Origin of the sequence: Faecalicatena sp. Marseille-Q4148 (assembly GCA_018228665.1) — a bacterium.
GTDB lineage: Bacteria > Bacillota > Clostridia > Lachnospirales > Lachnospiraceae > UBA9414.
In genome coordinates, this window is sequence record CP073692.1 from 395,247 (window position 1) to 416,805 (window position 21,559).

22 protein-coding genes, 1 tRNA gene and 1 pseudogene are annotated in these 21,559 nt (G+C 41.0%); 18 read left to right on the forward strand and 6 right to left on the reverse strand.

Annotated features, from left to right (window positions below; genetic code table 11):
- Window positions 1-35 precede the first annotated feature (35 nt).
- The 4 genes from rimO to KFE17_01905 all read left to right on the forward strand — a co-directional run bounded on the left by rimO (window position 36) and on the right by KFE17_01905 (window position 4,012).
- Entirely contained in the window at window positions 36-1,361 is a 1,326-nt protein-coding gene (gene rimO, locus KFE17_01890; protein ID QUO32529.1) for a 30S ribosomal protein S12 methylthiotransferase RimO, read from the forward strand.
- Entirely contained in the window at window positions 1,358-1,900 is a 543-nt protein-coding gene (gene pgsA, locus KFE17_01895) for a CDP-diacylglycerol--glycerol-3-phosphate 3-phosphatidyltransferase (GenBank protein QUO32530.1), read from the forward strand. Before rimO ends, pgsA begins: the two co-directional genes overlap by 4 nt.
- A gap of 164 nt (window positions 1,901-2,064) precedes the next feature.
- Window positions 2,065-2,598: a CinA family protein gene (locus KFE17_01900; protein ID QUO32531.1), complete on the forward strand. Its 534-nt coding sequence runs from the start codon at window positions 2,065-2,067 to the stop codon at window positions 2,596-2,598.
- A complete protein-coding gene (locus tag KFE17_01905; protein ID QUO32532.1) occupies window positions 2,588-4,012 on the forward strand; it encodes a GNAT family N-acetyltransferase in 1,425 nt (474 codons plus the stop codon). Before KFE17_01900 ends, KFE17_01905 begins: the two co-directional genes overlap by 11 nt.
- An 85-nt stretch (window positions 4,013-4,097) precedes the next feature.
- On the opposite strand, the gene KFE17_01910 is transcribed toward KFE17_01905, so the two are convergent.
- From KFE17_01910 to KFE17_01920, 3 genes are all read right to left on the reverse strand, one after another.
- The gene (locus KFE17_01910) at window positions 4,098-5,108 is read right to left on the reverse strand and encodes a GGGtGRT protein (GenBank protein QUO32533.1); all 1,011 of its coding nucleotides are present in this window, start codon (window positions 5,106-5,108) and stop codon (window positions 4,098-4,100) included.
- Window positions 5,109-5,138: 30 nt separating this feature from the next.
- Window positions 5,139-5,831, reverse strand: coding sequence for a hypothetical protein (locus KFE17_01915; protein ID QUO32534.1), 693 nt, complete (start codon window positions 5,829-5,831; stop codon window positions 5,139-5,141).
- A gap of 252 nt (window positions 5,832-6,083) precedes the next feature.
- A complete protein-coding gene (locus tag KFE17_01920; protein ID QUO32535.1) occupies window positions 6,084-6,698 on the reverse strand; it encodes a cupin domain-containing protein in 615 nt (204 codons plus the stop codon).
- Between the two features lie 385 nt (window positions 6,699-7,083).
- Here KFE17_01920 and KFE17_01925 point away from each other — a divergent pair, with 385 nt between their 5' ends.
- The 14 genes from KFE17_01925 (at window position 7,084) to KFE17_01990 (ending at window position 19,530) form a co-directional block, all read left to right on the forward strand.
- On the forward strand, window positions 7,084-8,091 hold the full coding sequence (locus KFE17_01925; GenBank protein QUO32536.1) for a proline racemase family protein: 1,008 nt from the start codon (window positions 7,084-7,086) through the stop codon (window positions 8,089-8,091).
- Between the two features lie 34 nt (window positions 8,092-8,125).
- Window positions 8,126-8,443, forward strand: coding sequence for a (2Fe-2S)-binding protein (locus tag KFE17_01930; protein QUO33590.1), 318 nt, complete (start codon window positions 8,126-8,128; stop codon window positions 8,441-8,443).
- A complete protein-coding gene (locus tag KFE17_01935; protein ID QUO32537.1) occupies window positions 8,440-9,525 on the forward strand; it encodes an FAD-dependent oxidoreductase in 1,086 nt (361 codons plus the stop codon). The genes KFE17_01930 and KFE17_01935 overlap by 4 nt, the downstream gene beginning before the upstream one ends.
- On the forward strand, window positions 9,525-10,370 hold the full coding sequence (locus tag KFE17_01940) for a (2Fe-2S)-binding protein (GenBank protein QUO32538.1): 846 nt from the start codon (window positions 9,525-9,527) through the stop codon (window positions 10,368-10,370). Before KFE17_01935 ends, KFE17_01940 begins: the two co-directional genes overlap by 1 nt.
- Window positions 10,363-11,532 (forward strand): FAD-binding oxidoreductase, encoded by a 1,170-nt coding sequence (locus tag KFE17_01945; protein QUO32539.1) that lies wholly within the window; start codon window positions 10,363-10,365, stop codon window positions 11,530-11,532. The genes KFE17_01940 and KFE17_01945 overlap by 8 nt, the downstream gene beginning before the upstream one ends.
- A 32-nt stretch (window positions 11,533-11,564) precedes the next feature.
- Complete coding sequence (locus tag KFE17_01950; GenBank protein ID QUO32540.1) at window positions 11,565-12,455, forward strand: dihydrodipicolinate synthase family protein; 891 nt, start codon at window positions 11,565-11,567, stop codon at window positions 12,453-12,455.
- A gap of 18 nt (window positions 12,456-12,473) precedes the next feature.
- Window positions 12,474-13,880, forward strand: coding sequence for an aldehyde dehydrogenase family protein (locus KFE17_01955; GenBank protein ID QUO32541.1), 1,407 nt, complete (start codon window positions 12,474-12,476; stop codon window positions 13,878-13,880).
- Between the two features lie 233 nt (window positions 13,881-14,113).
- Entirely contained in the window at window positions 14,114-14,770 is a 657-nt protein-coding gene (locus KFE17_01960) for a YkgJ family cysteine cluster protein (GenBank protein ID QUO32542.1), read from the forward strand.
- The gene (locus KFE17_01965) at window positions 14,767-16,380 is read left to right on the forward strand and encodes an oligosaccharide flippase family protein (protein ID QUO32543.1); all 1,614 of its coding nucleotides are present in this window, start codon (window positions 14,767-14,769) and stop codon (window positions 16,378-16,380) included. Before KFE17_01960 ends, KFE17_01965 begins: the two co-directional genes overlap by 4 nt.
- Window positions 16,381-16,627: 247 nt before the next feature.
- A complete protein-coding gene (locus KFE17_01970; GenBank protein QUO32544.1) occupies window positions 16,628-17,521 on the forward strand; it encodes a hypothetical protein in 894 nt (297 codons plus the stop codon).
- A gap of 381 nt (window positions 17,522-17,902) precedes the next feature.
- Entirely contained in the window at window positions 17,903-18,091 is a 189-nt protein-coding gene (locus KFE17_01975; protein QUO32545.1) for a type II toxin-antitoxin system HicA family toxin, read from the forward strand.
- A 34-nt stretch (window positions 18,092-18,125) separates the two neighbouring features.
- On the forward strand, window positions 18,126-18,515 hold the full coding sequence (locus KFE17_01980; protein ID QUO32546.1) for a type II toxin-antitoxin system HicB family antitoxin: 390 nt from the start codon (window positions 18,126-18,128) through the stop codon (window positions 18,513-18,515).
- Window positions 18,516-18,781: 266 nt separating this feature from the next.
- A tRNA-Arg gene (locus KFE17_01985) sits at window positions 18,782-18,853 on the forward strand.
- A gap of 32 nt (window positions 18,854-18,885) precedes the next feature.
- Entirely contained in the window at window positions 18,886-19,530 is a 645-nt protein-coding gene (locus KFE17_01990; GenBank protein ID QUO32547.1) for a hypothetical protein, read from the forward strand.
- A gap of 91 nt (window positions 19,531-19,621) precedes the next feature.
- Here the strand turns inward: KFE17_01990 and KFE17_01995 are convergent, their stop codons facing one another.
- From KFE17_01995 to KFE17_02005, 3 genes and pseudogenes are all read right to left on the reverse strand, one after another.
- A complete protein-coding gene (locus KFE17_01995) occupies window positions 19,622-20,407 on the reverse strand; it encodes a hypothetical protein (protein QUO32548.1) in 786 nt (261 codons plus the stop codon).
- A pseudogene (locus KFE17_02000) lies at window positions 20,401-21,098 on the reverse strand (ABC transporter ATP-binding protein). The gene KFE17_01995 and the pseudogene KFE17_02000 overlap by 7 nt, the downstream one beginning before the upstream one ends.
- Before the next feature lies 1 nt (window position 21,099).
- A complete protein-coding gene (locus KFE17_02005; GenBank protein ID QUO32549.1) occupies window positions 21,100-21,468 on the reverse strand; it encodes a GntR family transcriptional regulator in 369 nt (122 codons plus the stop codon).
- Window positions 21,469-21,559: the final 91 nt, after the last annotated feature.

Consider the following 21,559-nt stretch of genomic DNA (forward strand, 5'->3'; position numbering starts at 1 on the left):
TTCTAAAAATATAGGAAGACAGGAGAAACAGATTGATGAATTTATTGTTTATTTCTCTCGGATGTGATAAGAATCTGGTAGATACAGAAGTGATGCTTGGAATGCTGGCAAAACACGGGTATCAGATGGTTGATGATGAGGCTAGTGCGGAGATTATTGTGATTAATACATGCTGTTTTATCCATGATGCAAAAGAAGAGAGTATTAACACTATTCTTGAGATGGCTGAGTGGAAGAAAAACGGGAAACTGAAAGCGCTTATAGTTACAGGATGTTTGGCTGAACGTTATCGACAGGAAATTATGGATGAGATTCCGGAAGTAGATGCGGTGCTTGGTACAACTTCTTATGATAAGATTCTCGAAGCAATTGCAGCCGCGCTTCACGGAGAACATAAGCTGATTGTCAACGATGTGAATGCACTTCCGCTTGTAGATGAAAAGCGGATTGTGACAACCGGTGGTCATTATGCTTACATGAAGATTGCAGAAGGCTGTGATAAGCACTGTACTTACTGTATCATTCCAAAAATACGCGGAAATTATCGCAGTGTTCCAATGGAGCGCCTTGTAAAAGAAGCAGAGTATCTGGCAGAACAGGGCGTAAAAGAACTGATTCTGGTGGCACAGGAAACAACGGTATACGGCAAAGACATTTATGGCGAGAAATCCCTTCCAAAGCTTTTGCGGGCGCTTTGTAAAGTCAGCGGACTTCGGTGGATTCGTATTCTTTATTGCTATCCGGAAGAGATTACAGAAGAATTGATCCAGGTTATGAAAGAAGAGCCAAAGATTTGTCATTATATTGACCTCCCAATCCAGCATGCCAGCGATGCGATTTTAAAACGGATGGGACGGCGCACATCAAAAGCGCAGTTGATCGAGACGGTGGAACGTTTACGGGAAGAAATTCCGGATATTTGCATCCGAACGACACTGATCACAGGATTTCCGGGAGAAACCGAGGAACAGCACGAAGAGGTTATGGATTTTGTCGATCAGATGGAATTTGATCGACTTGGTGTATTTACTTATTCACCGGAAGAAGATACTCCGGCAGCAGAATTTGAGCATCAGATTCCAGAAGAGATTAAGGAAGATCGTCAGGCAGAACTTATGGAGCTTCAGCAAGATATTGCTTTTGAGCTTGCAGAAAACATGATCGGGCAGACGGTGCTTGTGATGATTGAGGGCAAGGTGGCAGATGAGAATGCCTATGTAGGAAGGACTTACAAGGATGCGCCGAATGTTGACGGTTTGATTTTTATTATGACAGATGAAGAACTTGTTTCCGGAGATTTTGCAATGGTAAAAGTGACCGGAGCACAGGAATACGATTTGATAGGAGAGTTATTATCATGAATTTACCAAATAAATTAACGGTACTGCGTGTGCTGATGATTCCGTTTTTCGTAGTATTTATGCTGACGGATCTGGGCGGCGCTTCCGGAAAGTGGATTGCCCTTGCAATTTTTATCATAGCTAGTTTGACAGATCTTTTGGATGGGAAAATCGCAAGAAAATACAATCTGGTAACAAATTTCGGAAAATTTATGGATCCGCTGGCAGATAAACTTCTTGTTTCTGCTGCAATGATCTGTCTCATAGAGAACGGAAAACTGGCGGCATGGATTGTAATTATTATTATCAGCCGTGAATTTATTATTAGCGGATTCCGTCTTGTTGCATCAGACAATGGAATTGTTATTGCTGCAAGTTACTGGGGCAAATTCAAAACAACATTTCAAATGTTAATGATTGTCGTATTGATTATGGATCTTGGCGGTATTTTTGATACAATCGGAACAGTTCTGATTTGGGTATCATTGGCGCTGACGATCATCTCACTTGTAGATTATATTGCAAAGAATAAAGAAGTCCTTACAAGAGGCGGTATGTAAAAAATAATGGAAAGTCCTGCCAGGGTAGAGCAAAGTTCCCCTGGCAGGATTTTTTTGATAGAGAAATATGAAAAAAGTGTGTAATTAGCCATTCGTGATGAAAAACGTGTTATAATATTAACTAATACAGATATTTGGGGAAAATGAAAACAGGAGAGGAATAGATGAAAAAAGCGATAGAAGAGATGGTAATAGAAGTATTAAGAGAAAGAAAATGGAAGGTTACTACAGCAGAATCCTGTACAGGCGGTCTCTTGGCAGGACGTCTTCTGAATGTTTCCGGCGCGTCTGAAGTGTATGAAGAAGGACATATTACTTATTCTAATGCAGCGAAAGAGAAAATCTTAGGAGTGGCTCATGAAACGCTGGAGAAATTTGGAGCGGTCAGCAGCCAGACAGCAGAAGAGATGGCGCGGGGAGCAGCAACAATAGCGAATGCGAATGCTGCGCTTGTAACGACAGGAATTGCCGGACCGACAGGAGGAACAAAAGAAAAACCGGTAGGACTGGTGTATATCGGCTGTTGTTTAAATAACAGGATTCGTGTAGAAGAATGTCATTTTCATGGAACGCGGGAAGAGATACGAACAGCTTCCGTAGAACGGGCGATTGAAATTCTCAGGGAAGAGCTGGAGGATACACTGTCTGTTCAAGAAACAGTATGTGACAGCGGAATGGAGGAAAAGAATGCAGATTAGAATTGTAAAAGAAACGGAATTATGGAATGTACTGAATTTCTCGGCTCAGATGTTCTGGAAACAAGATCTGGCACGCTATACAGAGGAAGGAAAAGAAGCATTTCTTGCATTTTTAAAATATGAAAATCAATTAGAACGTTATCAGACAGGTAAGATTTTGCTGTTTGCAGCTTATGAAAAAGAAACAGTATGTGGAGCTTTGGAACTGGACACACAAGGAGAAGTGCTCTTTATGTATACGGATCCGCGTTATCAAAAAGAACATTTAGAAGCCAAGCTTCTGCAGGAGGCTTGCCGTCTTGCGGTGACTTCAAATATGTATACACATCTGACAGTAAAGACGATTCCGGAGAAAGAGATATTATACCGGGAATTTGGATTTGAAGAGGAAGGCGCATTTGTGCCGGAGTATGGAATGATGAAAAAGACGCTTCGAATGTCTGTTCAGAAATGCTGTCAGCGGAATCAGGCTAAGAAAAAATCCAATACAGGTCTGTATATTGGAATTGCAGTTATGGCAGGTATTATGTTTCTTGTGTTCATTTTAGGTGTGTTAGCTTTTTTCGTATTTGGAACGGTACAAAGACAAAAAGAAACCGGACGGACTTATGCACAGGAAATTCCGTTTGATGAGAAGATGATTCCAATGCCGGAAGAAGAACCAGAGGAGGAAAATGACGGTATTTTACAGGCAGAAGCATATATTGCCGCAAATGCAGGGTATGAGATTGAAGAAGAAAATGATGCATTTGAAAGTGACAGATCATCAGCGTATTTTATTTCTTATAATATTAATTATCCGCAGCTAAGCGGACTCTCAGAAAAGGTAGAAAAAGAACTTAATGAGAAGCTGAAAAATTGTGCAAGAGAGACTGTCATAACATACTATGAAAATCCGACAGAAGAGATGAAAGAATGGATGATGCAGCAAGAAGCAGTGGTAGCATCACAAGTGAATTATAAAGTCACTTATCAGGATGAAAACTTACTCTGTGTAGCTTTTGAAGATTATTACAGTGTTGGAAACTATAATAATATTCGGGTAGGACTTCGTTCAGTTGTTGCGAATGTAAAGAGCGGAGAAATATATGATTTGAAAGATGTGATTAGTACTAATCATACATTTGCAAACATGTGGAAAGAAGAAGCCATGGATCACTATCCGGAAAATGGATTTGTAAATGTTTATGATGCAAAAGAACTGGAACATTTCTTTGAAGGCGACAGTGGTGAAGAGAGGATTTCTCCAATATTTATGCTGACAGGAGAAGGAATTGAGATCGGCTTTGAATATGTGACCGAAGATACTTCTGTTGGAAATGGGTATCTGACGATTGATTTTGATAAAGAAGAATTAAAGAGATTCCAGAAAAAACCAAAATTTTGGAAAATGGTGGCGGAAGAAATTTCATAGAAGTGAAAATAGGGCAGAAACATTATGTTTCTGCCCTAAATTTATTTCAGTAAACCTGAGATACAGATTTGGAAATCAACGTTTCTTAGAATTTACCTTCTTTAGCGGCTTCTTCTACAGCAACTGCAACAGCAACAGTCATACCAACCATTGGGTTGTTACCGGCACCGATCAGTCCCATCATCTCAACATGAGCCGGAACAGAAGAAGAACCAGCGAACTGTGCATCAGAATGCATACGTCCTAATGTATCTGTCATACCATAAGAAGCAGGACCTGCTGCCATATTGTCCGGGTGAAGTGTACGTCCTGTACCACCGCCTGAAGCAACAGAGAAGTATTTCTTTCCGGCTTCGATACATTCTTTTTTGTATGTACCTGCAACTGGGTGCTGGAAACGTGTTGGGTTTGTAGAGTTTCCTGTGATAGAAACGTCAACGCCTTCTTTCCACATGATAGCAACACCTTCACGAACATCATTCGCACCGTAGCAGTTTACTTTTGAACGAAGACCATCTGAGTAAGATGTTCTTGCAACTTCTTTTAATTCGCCTGTGTAGTAGTCATAATCAGTCTCTACATATGTGAAACCATTGATTCTGGAAATGATCTTTGCAGCATCTTTTCCAAGTCCGTTTAAGATAACGCGAAGTGGTTTCTGACGAACTTTGTTAGCTTTTTCAGCGATACCGATAGCACCTTCTGCAGCTGCGAAAGATTCGTGACCTGCGAGGAATGCGAAGCAGTCTGTATCTTCTTCCAGCAACATCTTACCTAAGTTACCGTGACCAAGACCTACTTTACGCTGATCTGCTACAGAACCCGGAATACAGAAAGCCTGAAGTCCTTCACCGATTGCTGCAGCTGCGTCTGCTGCTTTTGTACAACCTTTTTTAATTGCGATAGCAGCACCTGTGATGTATGCCCAGCATGCATTTTCGAAACAGATCGGCTGGATACCTTTTACCATATCGTAAACATTAAGTCCAGCATCTTTTGTGATCTTTTCAGCTTCTTCCAGTGAAGCAATTCCATAGCTGTTTAATACTTCATTGATTTTATCAATTCTTCTTTCATATGATTCAAATAAAGCCATTTCATTGTCCTCCTATATTATTATGACTGATTACTCTTTTCTTGGGTCAATAATCTTAACAGCGTCAGCAACGCGGCCATACTGTCCCTGAGCTTTTTCCCATGCTTCGTTTGGCGTATCACCAGCTTTGATGAAGTCTGTGAATTTTCCGAGACTTACGAATTTGTATCCGATGATTTCGTTGTTCTCATCAAGGGCGATACCTGTAACATATCCTTCAGCCATTTCAAGGTAACGAGGACCTTTTGCAAGTGTACCGTACATTGTACCAACCTGAGAGCGAAGACCTTTTCCTAAGTCCTCAAGTCCGGCACCGATCGGAAGACCATCTTCGGAGAATGCGCTCTGTGTTCTTCCGTATACGATCTGTAAGAATAATTCTCTCATAGCTGTATTGATAGCGTCACAAACAAGGTCTGTATTTAAAGCTTCAAGAATTGTCTTGCCAGGAAGAATTTCAGAAGCCATAGCTGCAGAATGAGTCATACCTGAGCATCCGATTGTTTCAACCAGTGCTTCCTGGATGATACCATCTTTTACGTTCAGTGTTAATTTACATGTTCCCTGCTGCGGAGCACACCAGCCAATACCGTGTGTTAAACCGGAAATGTCTTTCACTTCTTTTGCTTTTACCCATTTTGCTTCTTCCGGGATTGGAGCTGGTCCGTGATTGGCACCCTGTGCTACAGGACACATCATCTGTACTTCATGTGAATAAATCATGTTAAAAACTCCTTTCAAATGCATATATTCTGCTTGAATGATAAATGGTTGATAAACTTTTAACACCATATATATTTATTCTCTCATAAACAGGACGATTCGTCCATAGATTTTTTACAAAATTCTTCAGATTTTGCAACTTCGGCGTTTTGCCCGAAAGCAGGAAGAAAGAGAAAAGCTTTTTAAAATACTTTACAGATATATTTATGATTTTTTGAAAAAAAGAAGGATTTGTATATGGCTGGATGAAAATTATAGCGGCATTATATGTCCCTCTTCCGGATGACGGAACGGATTCGGTACGTTTACGGAAAGAAGACGTGCTGTTTTGTTTGTGCAGTTTCGCCAGTTGTGTTCTTCATTTGAGTGAATCTGGATACTGTCGCCGGGATACAGAATATATTGTCGGCCGTCTACATGAATTGTTACGATACCTTCTAGAATATAAATAAATTCCTCGCCCTTATGACTATACATTTCCAAATGTTCTTCTTCGTCATTTGCAAAGGGCATGAGATCAAAAAGTCTTGGAAGAAGATCAAAAGCCATAACATCTTTGCTCAAAACTGTCTGAATGATCTGACTGCTGACAGGAGTTGCGTGTTGTGCAAATTTATGGATAACGGGATCTTCGTTTTCAGCAGTCTCTCCGGTTGGAGAAGAATCTTCAAAGAAACTTGTAAGGCTGACATTAAGCACAGAAGCGATCTTTTCTAACGTATCAATGGCAATGGAAGACATGCCGCGTTCCATTTGAGACAGGAAACCGACCGACAGATTTGTCATCTCCCCCAATTGTTTTAAAGTAAGGTTATTTGCATTGCGAAGAGCTTTGATCTTTTCGCCGATTGGTAAATTGTGGTTCATGGCAGGAGCTCCTTTCATCTGTGTTTTGTTAAGTTCAGTATATCTTTTTTTGTGTGAAACGTCAACTTTTTGGAAATTCATATATATGAAAAAATAGATTGCTTAAAAAGAAGATAAAAAAATCACAATAACAGATCTTTATTAACCTAAAAATAATAAAAAACTTGATTTATATTAATATAATAAAAATTTAACGAGGAATAATGTGAAGAATATGCTAAAAAACAATAGTCAAAAAATTCACACACAAAGTCAATAATTTCACATATATGAAAAAGTGATTGACATAGAGTAAATAAATGCTATAATGAAAACAAGATTTAAACCATAGTCTAGAACACGGTACAAAACAAATTTAGTGTAGTAGAGAGGAGAAAAGCAGGATATGAAAATTAAGAAAACTTTTCATACGATTGACACTCATACCTGTGGAGAGCCGACTAGAAATGTACTCGGTGGAATTCCCAAAATTCCAGGTAAAACGATGATTGAAAAACTGGAATATATGTCTACAGAAGGAGACTGGGTAAGACAGCTTCTGACATATGAACCGAGAGGAAATGAAGTTATGTCAGGGACGATCATCACAGAACCTTGCAGAGAAGAAGCGGATTTTGGAGTTCTCTATTTTGAAGTGGGCGGCTGGATGCCGATGTGCGGACATGACACCATTGGTGTTGGAACGGCATTGATTGAATCAGGAATGGTTGAAATTGAAGAACCTTATACACATGTGACACTTGATACAGCAGCAGGTCTTGTCAAACTCAAAATTGAAGTGAGGGATAACACAGCGGTTAGTGTGACATTTGTAAATGCACCGGCGTTTGTTATGGCAGAAGATGCGGTCGTTAAAACGGAAGAATATGGTGAAGTTCATATGGATATTGCTTATGGCGGCAATATCTATGCAATCTTACCGGCGTCATCCGTGGGACTGAGTGTTGAACCCAAACAGGCATCCAAACTGATCGCAGCGGGAAACAGATTAAAAACATACATTAATGAACAGATCCACGTTGTTCATCCGGAAATTCCATTTGAGAATCATGTAACACATGTGGAGTTTTATGAACCATCAGGACAGGAAGATGGCGCGGTGAAGAATGCGGTAATTATTCCTCCGGGAGCAATCGACAGATCTCCTTGTGGAACAGGAACATCGGCAAAGCTTTCTGTACTTGCGAAAAAGGGTAAGATTCAGTTGGGAGAATCATTTATACATCAGAGTATTATTGGAAGCCAGTTTAAGTGCACCTATCTTGGGAATGCGGAGGTATCAGGAATTCCGGCAGTGATTCCGGAAGTAACCGGAAAAGCCTGGGTAACTGGAATTCATACATTTGTTCTCGATCCGGATGATATTTTTCCGATGGGATATCAACTAGCATAATTAAGAAGAAGGGAGAGTAAGAAACATGGATGAAATGAGAGTGACAGAGCATCCGATTTTGGGAGATCAGGAACCGGCAGAGATGGTTGAGATTACGGTTGACGGAAAGAAACTGGCTGCAAGGAGCGGAGAAATGATTGCAGCAGTTCTGATGGCGAATGGAATGATGGTACATAGACATACAGCAAAAAAACATGAGCCGAGAGGAATTTTTTGCGGAATTGGTCAGTGTACGGATTGTGTCATGACAGTGAATGGAAAACCTAATGTACGAACATGTATTACTCCGGTAGAAGATGGTATGGTAATCGAGACACAGGAAGGATACGGAAAAAGGAGGATCCGGGAATGAAAAAAGAAGTAGTGATCATCGGCGGCGGACCGGCTGGTCTTGCAGCTGCAATTGAGGCGAAAAGCCACGGATGTGAAGTGCTTGTCATTGATGAAAACAGAAAAGCAGGCGGACAGCTTTTCAAACAGCTTCATAAATTCTTTGGTTCCAAAGCTCACAGCGCCGGAGTTCGCGGAATTGATATTGGAAAACAGCTATTGAAAGATACGGAGGAAAGCGGCGTTGAAGTTTGGCTTAACAGTGCTGTGATCGGAATTTTCTCAGATAAACGTGTGGCGGTATTGCGTGATGGTGTGACAGAAGTTGTGGAAGCTGAAAAACTTCTGATTTGTACAGGAGGAGCAGAGAATCCTCTGCGTTTTCCGGGGTGGACACTTCCGGGCGTTATGGGAGCAGGCGCGGCACAGACGATGGTGAATGTAAACCGTGTATTGCCGGGAAAACGTGTCCTGATGGTTGGCTCAGGAAATGTTGGGGTAATTGTTGCGTATCAGCTGCTTCAGGCAGGTGCAGATGTTGTTGGAATTGTTGAAGGAATGCCAAAGATCGGAGCATACGGCGTTCACGCAGCGAAATTAAAACGAGCCGGCGTTCCGTTCTTCCTCGGACATACGATTGCAGAGGCACAGGGAACAGATAAAGTAGAACGTGCTGTCATTGCAAGATTTGAAAATGGAAAGATATTAAAAGGAACGGAAATGGCGGTTGATGTAGATGTTATCTGTGTTGCAGTCGGATTAAGACCGCTATCAGAGCTTGCGCAGATGGCAGGAGTGCACCATGAATTTATCCCTGAGCTTGGTGGTTGGATGCCGATGCATGATGAAAATATGGAAACAAGCGTGGACGGAATTTATGTGGCAGGTGATACCGCAGGAGTTGAGGAAGCAAGTACGGCAATGGATGAAGGTCGTCTTGCAGGTGCGGCAGCGGCGGAAGCTCTTGGGCATTTGGCGCCGGAAATGGCTGTTGAGAGAAAGAAAGAAATTAATGAACGACTTTTGTCACTTCGTCAGGGACCATTTGGAGAACGAAGAATGAGTGCGAAGGAAAGAGTGCTGGAAAAGGGGGCTCGCAAATAATGGAAAAGAAATCAGGAGTGATCTATGACGGGTATCCGACAATGGAAGAGATTAAAGCAGCAAATGGCTGGCCGACGGAAGAGCGTTTTGCACAAGGACCGGTGGCAATTGCAGAATGTGTACAGGAAATTCCATGTAATCCATGTGAGGGGGCATGTCCGTTTCATGCAATTACAGTTGGAGAGCCAATTACGAATACCCCGCAGATCGATCGCGGAAAATGCACCGGATGCGGAATGTGCGTGGCAGCGTGTTCAGGTCTTGCAATTTTTGTTGTAGACAAAACGTATAGTGAAACAGAGGCAACAATTAGTTTTCCATTTGAATATCTGCCGCTTCCGGAAAAAGGAGATGTGGTAGATGCATTGAGCCGCGGAGGAGAATTTGTATGTAAAGGAACGGTTGTCAGAGTTATGAATCCGGTTCGAAATGATCATACGCCGGTCATTACGATGGCAGTTCCGAAAGCGCATATTGATGAAGTCAGAACAATGCGCCGTCTGAGACTTCCGGAACAGGGAAAGGGATTTGAACGAATTGAGCCGGAAGGTGTTCTTGATGATGATGTGATTGTTTGCCGCTGCGAAGAGATTACAGCAGGGGAAATCAGAAAAGCAATCCGTGAATATAAGGCAACTTCTGTGACAGAGATTAAGCGCCGCGTACGTGCAGGAATGGGACTTTGCCAGGGGAGAACATGCGGTAAGCTGGTAAGCAGAATTCTTGCAGAAGAAACAGGAAAACGTGCAGATGAGATAACAGGAAGTACAGATCGGCCACCGGTTCGTCCGGTTACATTTGGAGAATTGGCGGAAGATGGAAAGGAGGCTTGTGATCATGAGTAAAGCATTTGATGTAGCAGTAATCGGTGCGGGAGCAATTGGTTCCTCCGTTTCCTATTATAATGCAAAAAAGGGAGCATCTGTTGTGCTGATCGATGCAGGTGATATTGCAGAATCTACAAGCAGCCGAAGCGATGGTAATGTGCTTGTCTGTGACAAACAGCCTGGATTTGATGCATTATTTGCAAGAGAAAGCCAGAGAATGTTTCCGGAACTTGCTAAAGAACTAGATTATGATCTGGAGTGGAAGCAGAAAGGAAGCCTTTTTCTGACAGAAACTGAGGAAGAATTTGAAATCGCGAGCCAGTTTTGTGAAGATATGAAAAAATGCGGTATCCAGATGCGCATGATGGATCAGAAAGAAGTTCAGGACGATGAGCCATTTCTTGCAAAGGATGTCTATGGAGGTCTGGAAACTATTACTGATGGATCTGTATATCCGATTGGTCTTGCGTATGGGCTTGCCCTTGGTGCAGAGAAAAAGGGAGCGGTGCTTTCGCTTCATAATCGGGTAACAGGAATTGAGAAAGACGGAAATGCATTTATTATTCATACAGAAAAAGAAGATATTTATGCAAAAAATATTGTAGATGCCTGTGGTGTCTGGGCTCCGGTAATTGGTAAAATGGTAGGACTTGATATTCCGATCCAGGCAAGACAGGGGCAGATTCTTGTTTCAGAGCAGACCTTCCAGGTTGCAAGAAGAAAAGTGCATGAATTTGGATATATGCTGACCAAATTCCAAAATGGCGGTTACAAACGTCCGGTTTCAGAGCGCGTTGAGCGAAATGGTGTTGCGTTCGTATTTGAGCCAACAGCGTCCAACAATTTCCTGATCGGTTCATCCAGATGCTTTGCAGGCGAAAATGTTTCCTGTGAGATTGAGGTTATGAAAGCGTTGGCAGAACGGGCAATCCGTTTCTTCCCAGTCATTGCCAATATTAAAGTGATTCGCGGATACAGCGGTCTTCGTCCATATACTCCGGATCACATGCCGATTGTTTCAGGAACACCGGTTCCGGGATTCTATATTGCAGCAGGACATGAGGGAGATGGTATTGGACTCTCTCCGATTACAGGAAAAGTAATGGCTGATATCATCGCTGGAGACCAGCCGTTTATGGATCTGAGTCCGCTTAGTTTTGAAAGATTTTTAGAAAAATAAACTATATTAAAAGAAGGAGAGGAGACAACATTATGAATCCAAAGTTTAAAGGCGTTTACGCAGTAGCAGTGACTCCATTTAAAGAGGACGGACAGTTTGATTTTGAATCTGCCAGGAAAAATCTTGACTGGCTGATTGAGAAGGGAGTGCAGGGAATTTGTGTTCTTGGAGCGACAGGAGAATATCAGAGCGTGTCGGATGAAGAACACATGGCTTATGTAAGAGAAATCATTCCGTATATTAAAGATCGGGTAAGTGTAATCGTAGGAGCATCTCGCGAACGTCCGGAGGATGTTGTAAAGCTTGTACAGAATATCAAGGAATGCGGCGGTCATGCAGCGATGGTTCTGCCACCATTTTACTGCCATCCGTCACAGGATGAAGTTGTAGCGCATTATCGCTATATTGCTGAGCATGTTGATTTCCCGGTGGTTGCGTATAATAACCCTGAATCAGCAGGCATCGCAATTGAAAGAGATACATTTAAAGAAGTATTCCGGATTCCAAATACAGCAATTGTAAAAGAATCAAGCGGAGATATGCATAAGCTGACAGAAGTGTTAATGGATGCACCGGAACAGGTGTCTGTATTCTGCGGATGTGATAATCTTGCATTTGAAAGTTTTGCCGACGGGGCATGCGGATGGATCAGCATGTTGGCAAATATTGCACCGGAGCAGTGTGTAGAGCTTTATAAAGCGGTGTGTGAAGAAAAAGATCTTGAAAAAGGAAAAGAAGTGTACAAACAGATTCTTCCGGCGCTTGATGTTCTGGAATCTTTCCCGAAACCTGTTCAGGCATTAAAATATGCATTAAGCTTCAAAGGGTTAAATGGTGGTTATGTCCGTCGTCCGCGTTTGGAACTGACGGAAGAAGAGAAAAAATTTGTGGAAAATGAAATGTTTCTTGACCAGTTAAGATAGCGAGAGGAGATCATGGAAATGGACGTTCGTAAATTATATATTGATGGTGCGTGGGTAGAAGGCGAATCAGGTGCGATGATTGATATTGAGAATCCGGCAACGCATGAAGTTGTGGCCAGAGTTCCAAGAGGAAGTGAAAAAGATGTTGATAAAGCGGTTCAGGCTGCCAGAAAAGCATTTGAAACATGGCAGTACACACCGCTGGAAACTCGTGTAGAACTGATGAAGAAAGTTGTAGCAGGACTTAAGAGCCGCCGTCAAGAGTTGATTGAAACAATTACAAAAGAACTCGGTTCGCCATATACGGTATCTGCGGATGTACATACAGATCCATTCTTGTTAGAAGCAGAACATTATATTGAAGTTGCAGCTAATTTCCAGTATGAAGTTCGCAGAAACACATCCGTAGTAAGAAGAGAGCCGGTTGGTGTTGTCGGCGGATTGACACCGTGGAATTTCCCGCTTGAACAGATTGAGAAAAAAGTAGTTCCAGCGCTTCTTGCAGGTAACTGTGTTGTGTTAAAACCTAGTCAGTTTACACCTTTAACAGCTTATATTCTCACAGAAGAGATTGACAAAGCAGGATATCCGCAGGGGGTATTTAATCTTGTTACCGGACGCGGCGGAGAAGTGGGAAATGCATTATCACTTCATCCGGATGTTGATATGATTTCCTTTACAGGTTCCACAGATGCAGGGCGTGAAGTTGCCCGTATGGGTCTTACAAATATTAAGAAAATTGCTCTTGAACTTGGCGGAAAATCAGCGGCAGTGTTCTTAAAAGGCGGAGACTGGGAGAATGGAGTAAAAGGTGTTCTTGATACAGTCATGTTGAATGCCGGCCAGACATGTAATGCGCTGACAAGAATGCTGGTGCCGAGAGATGAATTAGCGAAAGCAGAAGAGATCCTTGTTCGTCAGGCAGCAGAATATAAATTTGGACCAATGGATGATCCGGCTACAACATTGGGACCACTGTCTTCCAGAAAGCAGTTTGATCGTGTAAAGAAATATATTGAGCTTGGTATTGAAGAAGGTGCCAGAGTTCTCATTGGCGGTGTTCCGGAAGATAACGGAAGTTATGTAGCAGAGCCGACGATTTTCAGTGATGTTACAAGAAATATGAGAATTGCACAGGAAGAAATCTTTGGACCAGTATTAGTGGTACTTCCGTATGATACAGTAGAAGAAGCTGTGGAAATTGCAAATGACAGTATCTATGGACTTGCAGGAGCGGTATACGGACCGGAAGAAGAAGCGAATATGGTTGCACGTCAGATGAAAACAGGTACTGTTTATGTAAATGAAGGTCAGTGGGATGTGGCATCTCCGTTCGGTGGATATAAACAGTCCGGACTTGGAAGAGAAGGCGGCGTAGAAGGATATGAAGAATTCCTTGAGGTTAAGACAATTTACGACAAATAACCAAATATTGCGAAGCGGACAATTAAAGATAAAATAAAAGTATTTCTGAATGATGAAATAAGTAAACAGGCATGTAGTATGGAATGATAAAATTCTGTATACATGCCTGTTTGCGCTGTCAGCACGGTTGTCAAAAAAATTTCCAAAATTCCAAATAGGTTTGCTAGTGAAGTGTTTTGTGTTATATTTAGGTTAGATTAGCTATTAAAACAGAACATAAAGGAGAACGGAAGATGAAACGAGATGTAGATATGAAAGAAATCTCTGATGGGAAGCGGTATCATGCCAATGATATGGTAAAAGCTGACTGTGGAGGTTGTGTAGGATGTTGTGACTGTTGTCAGAAGATGGGGAATTCCATTGTGTTGGATCCAATGGATGTTTTTCGGCTGGAAGTGAACCTGCATATGACATTTGAAGAGCTGTTGCAAAAATATCTGGAATTAAATATGGTAGACGGGATCATTCTTCCGAATTTACAGATGAAGGGACAAGAAGAATGCTGTGCATTTCTCAATAAAGAAGGGCGCTGCAGTATTCATGAATTTCGTCCGGGCATTTGCAGGCTCTTTCCGCTTGGACGAATTTATGAAGGGGAAGAGTTTTCTTATTTTCTTCAAGTACATGAATGCCCGAAGTCAAAAACGAAGATTAAGATAAAAAAATGGCTTGAGATACCGGAATTAAACCGTTATGAAGCATATATTCTTAGTTGGCATCAATTGCTAAAGAAAATAGAAAAAAGCATTGTTGTATCTTCCGATGAGAATTGGAGAAAGAGTGTGACGATGCTTTTGTTAAATACATTCTATGTAGCCGCTTATGAGGAAGGCAGAGACTTTTACAGTCAATTTGAAGAACGCAGAAGGACGATGGAGAAACTTTTATGAGAAAGAAGAAAGCGGTTGAGCCGACAGCTGTGTTAGCGCTTACCGGATTAAGTATTGCTGTTGTAGACGTGGTATGCAGGATTTTTTTAAAGAAGATTATTGGTGATCAGGGATATGCATACTACAATTATGCATGGCAGACCTGTTTTTTTCTCATGCTGTTTTCTGTGAGAGGGATTTCTGAAGCGGTGTCAGAACTAATGTCAGAACGTTTGGCAGATCGGCAATATAAAAATGCACATCGGATTTTTGTGGGAAGCGGAATGTATGTACTGTTTGTCAGTGTGATTGCAGCAGCATGTACATACTTGTTTTCGCGGCAATTACTTCCAAAGGGAGGGGAAGGTGCTATCCCGGCGTTTCGTATTCTGCTGCCGGTTATTTTTCTTACAGGAATTCTCGGAGTCATGCAGGGATATTTTAGGGCTTATCGTAATATGATGCCGACAGTCATTTCAAAAGTTGTCGAAGCAGCTGCAGGTGCGGCGGTTACTCTGGGCGTTGGTATGGCGATGAGCAGTTGTACTGATGGCGTAGATTCCGTGTCGAAGGCAAGCTGTAAAGCGGCGGGAAGCGCATTTGGTCCAATGGCAGGAGCAATGAGCGGGATACTGGTTATGATGCTGGTATTTTCAATCAATCGGCGGAAAATCCATAAACATATTATAAATGACAAACATCATGCAGAGGCTGTTGAAAGTGTGAAAAGAAGTATTTTGCAGCAAATAAAGCCTCTTGCGTTTAGTATGGGATTTTTTGGGGCTGGCATTTATGTAGATCAGATGCTGTTTGCTTCTATTATGGCAGAAAAGGGGATTGACGGCGGAACAGTTGCGAAAATGTTCAGTAGATTTAGCGGGATGTATTTATCAGTGCTTTTGGTTCCGTTTACATTGGCGTGCGTGTCCTCGGCCATGCTGGCTCCTCATATAAGGAGATGCTTTGTGTCTCGGAAATTTCGGGATTTGAAACAGAAGATTAACGATGGAATACGGAATACGATGTTATTCGTAATTCCGATTTCAGCGCTTTTATCAGCGTTTGCATTTCCTCTGATGCGGATATTTTTCGGAAAACATACAGAAATGGCAGGGTGGATGCTGGTGTTTGGCAGTTGTGCAGTGATATTTTATTCACTTTCGGCAATTACGGGAAGAGTATTGCTAGAGATTGGTCAGTCTGCTGTGTTATCGAAAAATGAACTGGCAGCTTTATTGGTAAATGTAGTATTAACAATTGTACTTACATCGGCGATTCCGTTGGACGGTTTTTCAGTGATGATTGCAAATTTGGCAGCAGGTATTTTTTTGAGTATGCTGAACCAGAAGACACTTCGGAAATGTATTCGGTATCAGCCGGAATATCAGATGACGTATATATATCCGGGCCTGGCAGCGTTTGGCATGGCGGCATCGGCAATGGTTCTCTATGGAATTATGGAGTATTTGTTTGAAAATTCTGTGGTAAGTCTGCTTGTGGCAATTTCAGCTGCAATAGGTTTGTACTTCATATATTATGTGTTGTTGACACATATAAAAGAAGAGGAATTAGGGGAAATGTATATGGGAAATACATTGGTACGAATGATGAAGCTGCTGAAAATTTATTAAGTTTGAATGTAAAGGGATACAAAAAGTGCAGACATTTGATTACAATCTTTGCTAGAAAAAATAGTGTAAAAACATTAAAACATTAAAATTTGAGAAAAACAGTTGAGATTTGCGTGTGATGCATTTATAATAGAGGTACATAATATTCTGGCACTGCCTATTCTGTGGCAGTGCATTCTTAATCTATTTTCTGTACGGATCCGTACATAATTCCAAGATGGGCGTTGTATAAAAGAGAGGAGAATATATGAATTATCAGCAATTTATCAACGCGGTAGAACAGGAAATGAAAGGAAGTGTTGCCGGAAAAATTGAAATTTCTATTCAGGATACTCTGAAAAATAATGGAGTCAGAAGAAAGGGGTTGCTGCTGCAGGAAAAGGGACAGTCGATGAGTCCGACAATCTATTTGGAGGAATATTATCAACAGTATCGGACAGGAGTCAAACTGGAAGATATTACGGAACAGATTCAATCGCTTTACAGAGAACTTCGTATGAAACCAATCACAGAAACAAGGTTTCTTTATGAATATGAACAAGTAAAAGATCGAATTGTTTTGAAAGTAATTAATCGAGAGAAAAATGAAGAGCTCTTAGAAACCATTCCGTATTGGCCATTCCTTGATCTGGCCATTGTATTTTATGTGCTGCTTGATATTAATGAAGCCGGTGCAGCTACGATGCCGGTTAATTTAGAACATTTGAAGATTTGGAATGTTACAGAGCAGGAGCTGCTAAAGAAAGCAAAAGAAAATGCAGTACGGCTGCTCCCGGCTCAGCTTCGGACAATGAGTTCGATTGTGGCTGAAATTATGGGAGCAGCCCCTAAAGAAGAAGTGGAAGATTTTATGTTTGTATTATCGAACAGCCTTCGCTGTCTCGGTGCAGTATGTATTGCATATGATGAAGTATTGTATTTGATCGGAGAACAGTTGGGAGAGAACTATTTTGTTTTGCCGAGCAGCATTCACGAAGTGATTATTGTGCCGGAAAGTGCAAGTCCCGGGTACAGTGATTTGAATGAAATGATCAGAGAGATTAATCAAACACAGGTAGCAGAAGAAGAGGTGCTTGGGGATCATGCGTATTATTACGATTGTGCGAAGAAGGAATTAAGAGCCTGTTATTCAGAGAATTAAATTCATTTTTAGTGTATAACATATATAGTCAACACTATTTGGATGACTAAAAACCAATCTACACATTAAGATTATTGAAGTGGATGAAGATGAAATATTGTACGTAAACTGGAATCAGCCACTACAACTGACAGAAGAATATATGAATGTAGTTTGCCTTACCGATGCAAAAAATGAGACAGTACTGTCGGGCGTATGGGTTTTCGCGAGGATAAAGAAATATAATCAGAAAGTACATGGTGTTAGAATGCATATGAATCAGAGTGTAAAGTATAGGAAGAAAATTGAATAATAAAACACGTGAAAATACGTAAAACAATATTTGCATACGTAAAAATACGTGCTATAATATAATCGTGATAGGGAAAGGAGATACCAAAGATGCCATTGACGCCAAGAGAAATGATAAGACTTCTCAAGAAAAACGGCTTTGAAGAAATCAGTCAAAATGGTTCTCATGTAAAAATGAAAAACCAGGAGAATGGAAAGACAGTTATTGTTCCTTATCATTCCAAAGCTATGAAAAAAGGGTTGGAACTAGCAATATTAAAACAGGCAGGGCTTAAATAGCTCTGCCGGCACAGAATAGATGGAGGTATTACGTATGAACAGATTGTTTTATCCGGCAGTGTTTCATAAAGAAGAAAGTGGATACTGGATTTCTTTTCCTGATTTTCCGGAATGCTTTACAGAAGGCGATGACATGCAACAGGCATATGAACGTGCAGTGGACGCGTTAGGACTTGCGATTGTAAGCAGAAAAGAGGAAAAAGAGGAGATACCAAATCCAACAGAAGTTACTAAACTTAAAGAAGAAGATGGAATGGTAGTCATTATTGGATTTGATATGATCGCATATCAGAAGAAACATAATTCGAGAGCTGTTAAGAAGACATTGAGCATTCCGGAATGGTTAAATGAAGAAGCTATGGAGAGGGGAATCAATTTTTCTCAAGTTCTACAAGAAGCATTGTTGAACAAATTAAATATGTAGATTTTAGAGAGAGTACTCGCGCTCTCGGACTGTAGACAAAGTTGGTGTTGGGAGCTATCCCCGGCACCACTTTTCAGTGTTGCCTATTGTATGGCGAACCTTTTCTGCTTCCACCATATATTCTACCCATACATGTCTGGTAACGAGTTTTACATGATCTTTACTTTCTGTGCATTGATAAATCTATATTGCAGAAAAAGCTCTTTACAAGTATTTAAAAGTATGTTATTATTATCAATGCAGTTTAGATAGTAGCTGCATATTATACACCTATAGCTCAGGGGATAGAGCACCGCCCTCCGGAGGCGGGTGCGGCGGTTCGAATCCGCCTAGGTGTGTACTATGAAAATTGTATATCAGGAGGCAATACATGTCTGGTTCTGAAAAGACCCGTGACTGCTTTTGCGAATGTAAGATAACCCATAAGAAGCGAATGTTTCTTGTGGGATTTTTCGTTATTGGAGTAATGGCAGCCGGACAGGCTTTGACGAATGAGAAAATGCCGGAAGAGACGAAGGCAATCGTGCAGGAGGTTGTAAATCCGCATATTTTGAGGAAAGCACAGATTGCTCAGGAAGAAATAAATCCACTACTGCATGAAGTTTATACGGAAGTCAATGAGGTTGTGGAAGAATACTATCGTGAACTTGCAAAGGAGGCGAAGTTTGTAGAATGTTACGATGATGTGAGCATTTATACAAAACTTGGACCATACGAACATTCTTATATTGTATTTGCATATTATGAAATGAAGATAAAGGATATCAATACAAAGATTCCGGGGCTTGGAACACTTTACTTGGAAGAAGATGGGAAAGGGGAACTTTCGCTTATCCGGCATGTAAAAGATGAAAATGTAAATGCACTGGTAAGGGAACTGATGCAGCATCAGGATGTACAGGCTCTGACAGCGCTGGTAAAAGAAAGATACACAGCTGCATTTGACTCAGATATTGCACTTCGGGAAGCTGTGCGGGATCTTCGCAAAGCGTATGAGACATCGCCTTTACGTTGACGGAATATAAAAACAAGATTAAGAAAAAAGAGGAGATATCACATGGAATAAAATTCAGTGATGTCTCCTCAGATTGTTTTACAAAACTTTTTTATTGCAGATTGACTTTTTTCTTTAAAACATAATAAGAAAGAGAGCCGCCTGCGACTGCAAATATGATTGCCGGAAATATTGTGATAAAGAAAAGCATCGGGAGTAACTCTATCTCCGGTAAAGTTGTTAGTTGACGCAGTGATAAAGAAGCTCCGAATACGCCGCCAAATAATGCGGAAATACCGGTAATCAATACATAGATGATAACTGACCACAGGATACGGTGACTGGAAAATAGTTGACCGGCACAGACAGTTCCGTAAGCAAACAGAGGATTTCCAATGCAGCTGATAGCACTGAGAATCAGTATAAATGCCAGAAATTGATTGAGTGTCATCCCGTTTGTACGCTCAAATGCCAGACAGGCATCCAGTCCTTCGGAAGTGAGAAGCGCTTTCTGAACCGTACTGGAAAAATAAATCAGAAGTAAGGAACCGTTAATAAAAAGCAAATCAATCAGTGTCCAAAGCCCTCCGGCCAGTGTTTTGCTCATTAAATGTTGAAACGGTGTTGCAGGAAGCGTCAGTGTAAGGTATCCCTGATCTGAGAACAGGTTTTTATAAAAATAGATTGCAATGTATAAGGTAGTAAAAGTTGATGCGATTACAGTGTAAATGAAATACAGCAGCATACCACAAATATTGATGAGATTCACTCCGTTTTGCTCAATGTCAGGCACAACAAACATGACAATAAAAGCAATGATTGGAATCAGAATCAAGTGTACAATGATAAGTACTCTGGAAAGTGCAATCATATCATATTTAAATAGTTTCTTTAACATCTGAATACCTCCCGGAAAAATGCATCTACGGATTTCTGATGTTCTGTGCGGATCTCGTCCACGGTCTGATTGAATAACAGTTGTCCATTCTGAATGAATACAACGCGATCTAATATCTGTTCAATGTCTGCAATCAGATGTGTGGAGATTAGTACAGTTGCATTTTCATATAATTTGAAATGATCGTTTGAAGAATATAATCCCGAGATGCCGAATCTACCCCGCCGATTGGTTCATCAAGGATGTATAATTCTGCATTTCGGCTCATAATAAGGATGAGCTGTACTTTTTCTTTTGTACCTTTTGACAATGTGTGAAGGCGGGCAGAAGGATCGATTTTCAAATCTGCCAGCATAGCATACGCCTTTTTGTCATCAAAATCATTGTAAAAATCTTTGAAATAAGATACAATATCGCGCACGCGCATCCAACTATTCAAATAAGTGCGTTCCGGAAGATAGGAAATAATTTTTTTCGTTTCAACTCCCGGAGAGAGTCCTCCAATGGTAAGTGTGCCGGAAGAAGGAGTAAGAAGACCACAGATTAATTTAATTAAAGTAGTCTTGCCGCTTCCGTTTGGTCCGAGGAGGCCGACAATCTGGCCGCGTTCAAGTCTCAAATTCAAATGATTGAGTGCATAGAATTGATCGTATTTTTTAATGAGATTATGACATTCGAAAATCGGCTCCATATTAATCACACTCCTTTGTAAAGCGCTGCATCAGCGAAAGTGTTTCGTTCGGTGTATAGCCAAGCTGTTCCATCTTTTGAAAAAATTCTCGAATCTGTTCTTCTGCCACTTCTTTTTTTAGTTGTTTTAACATATCTTCATCCTCCGTGATAAATCGTCCGCTTGTCCGCTGCGAATAAACGAGATGATTTCGTTCTAATTCAGAAAGAGCTTTTTGCATGGTGTTAGGATTCACTGCGGCTTCTAATGCCAAATCGCGTACGGAAGGGAGTTTTTCACCTGCATGGTATTTTCCAGAGATGATATCTGTCTGAATTCGTTCCATAATCTGCAGATAGATTGGGCGGTCATTGTCTAATGCCCACGGCATATCTTCACTTCCTTTCGAATTATTGTATTATTGATATAATACAAATGATAATGTCGTTTGTGGAAAATGTCAAGAGAAAAAATCAAAGCCC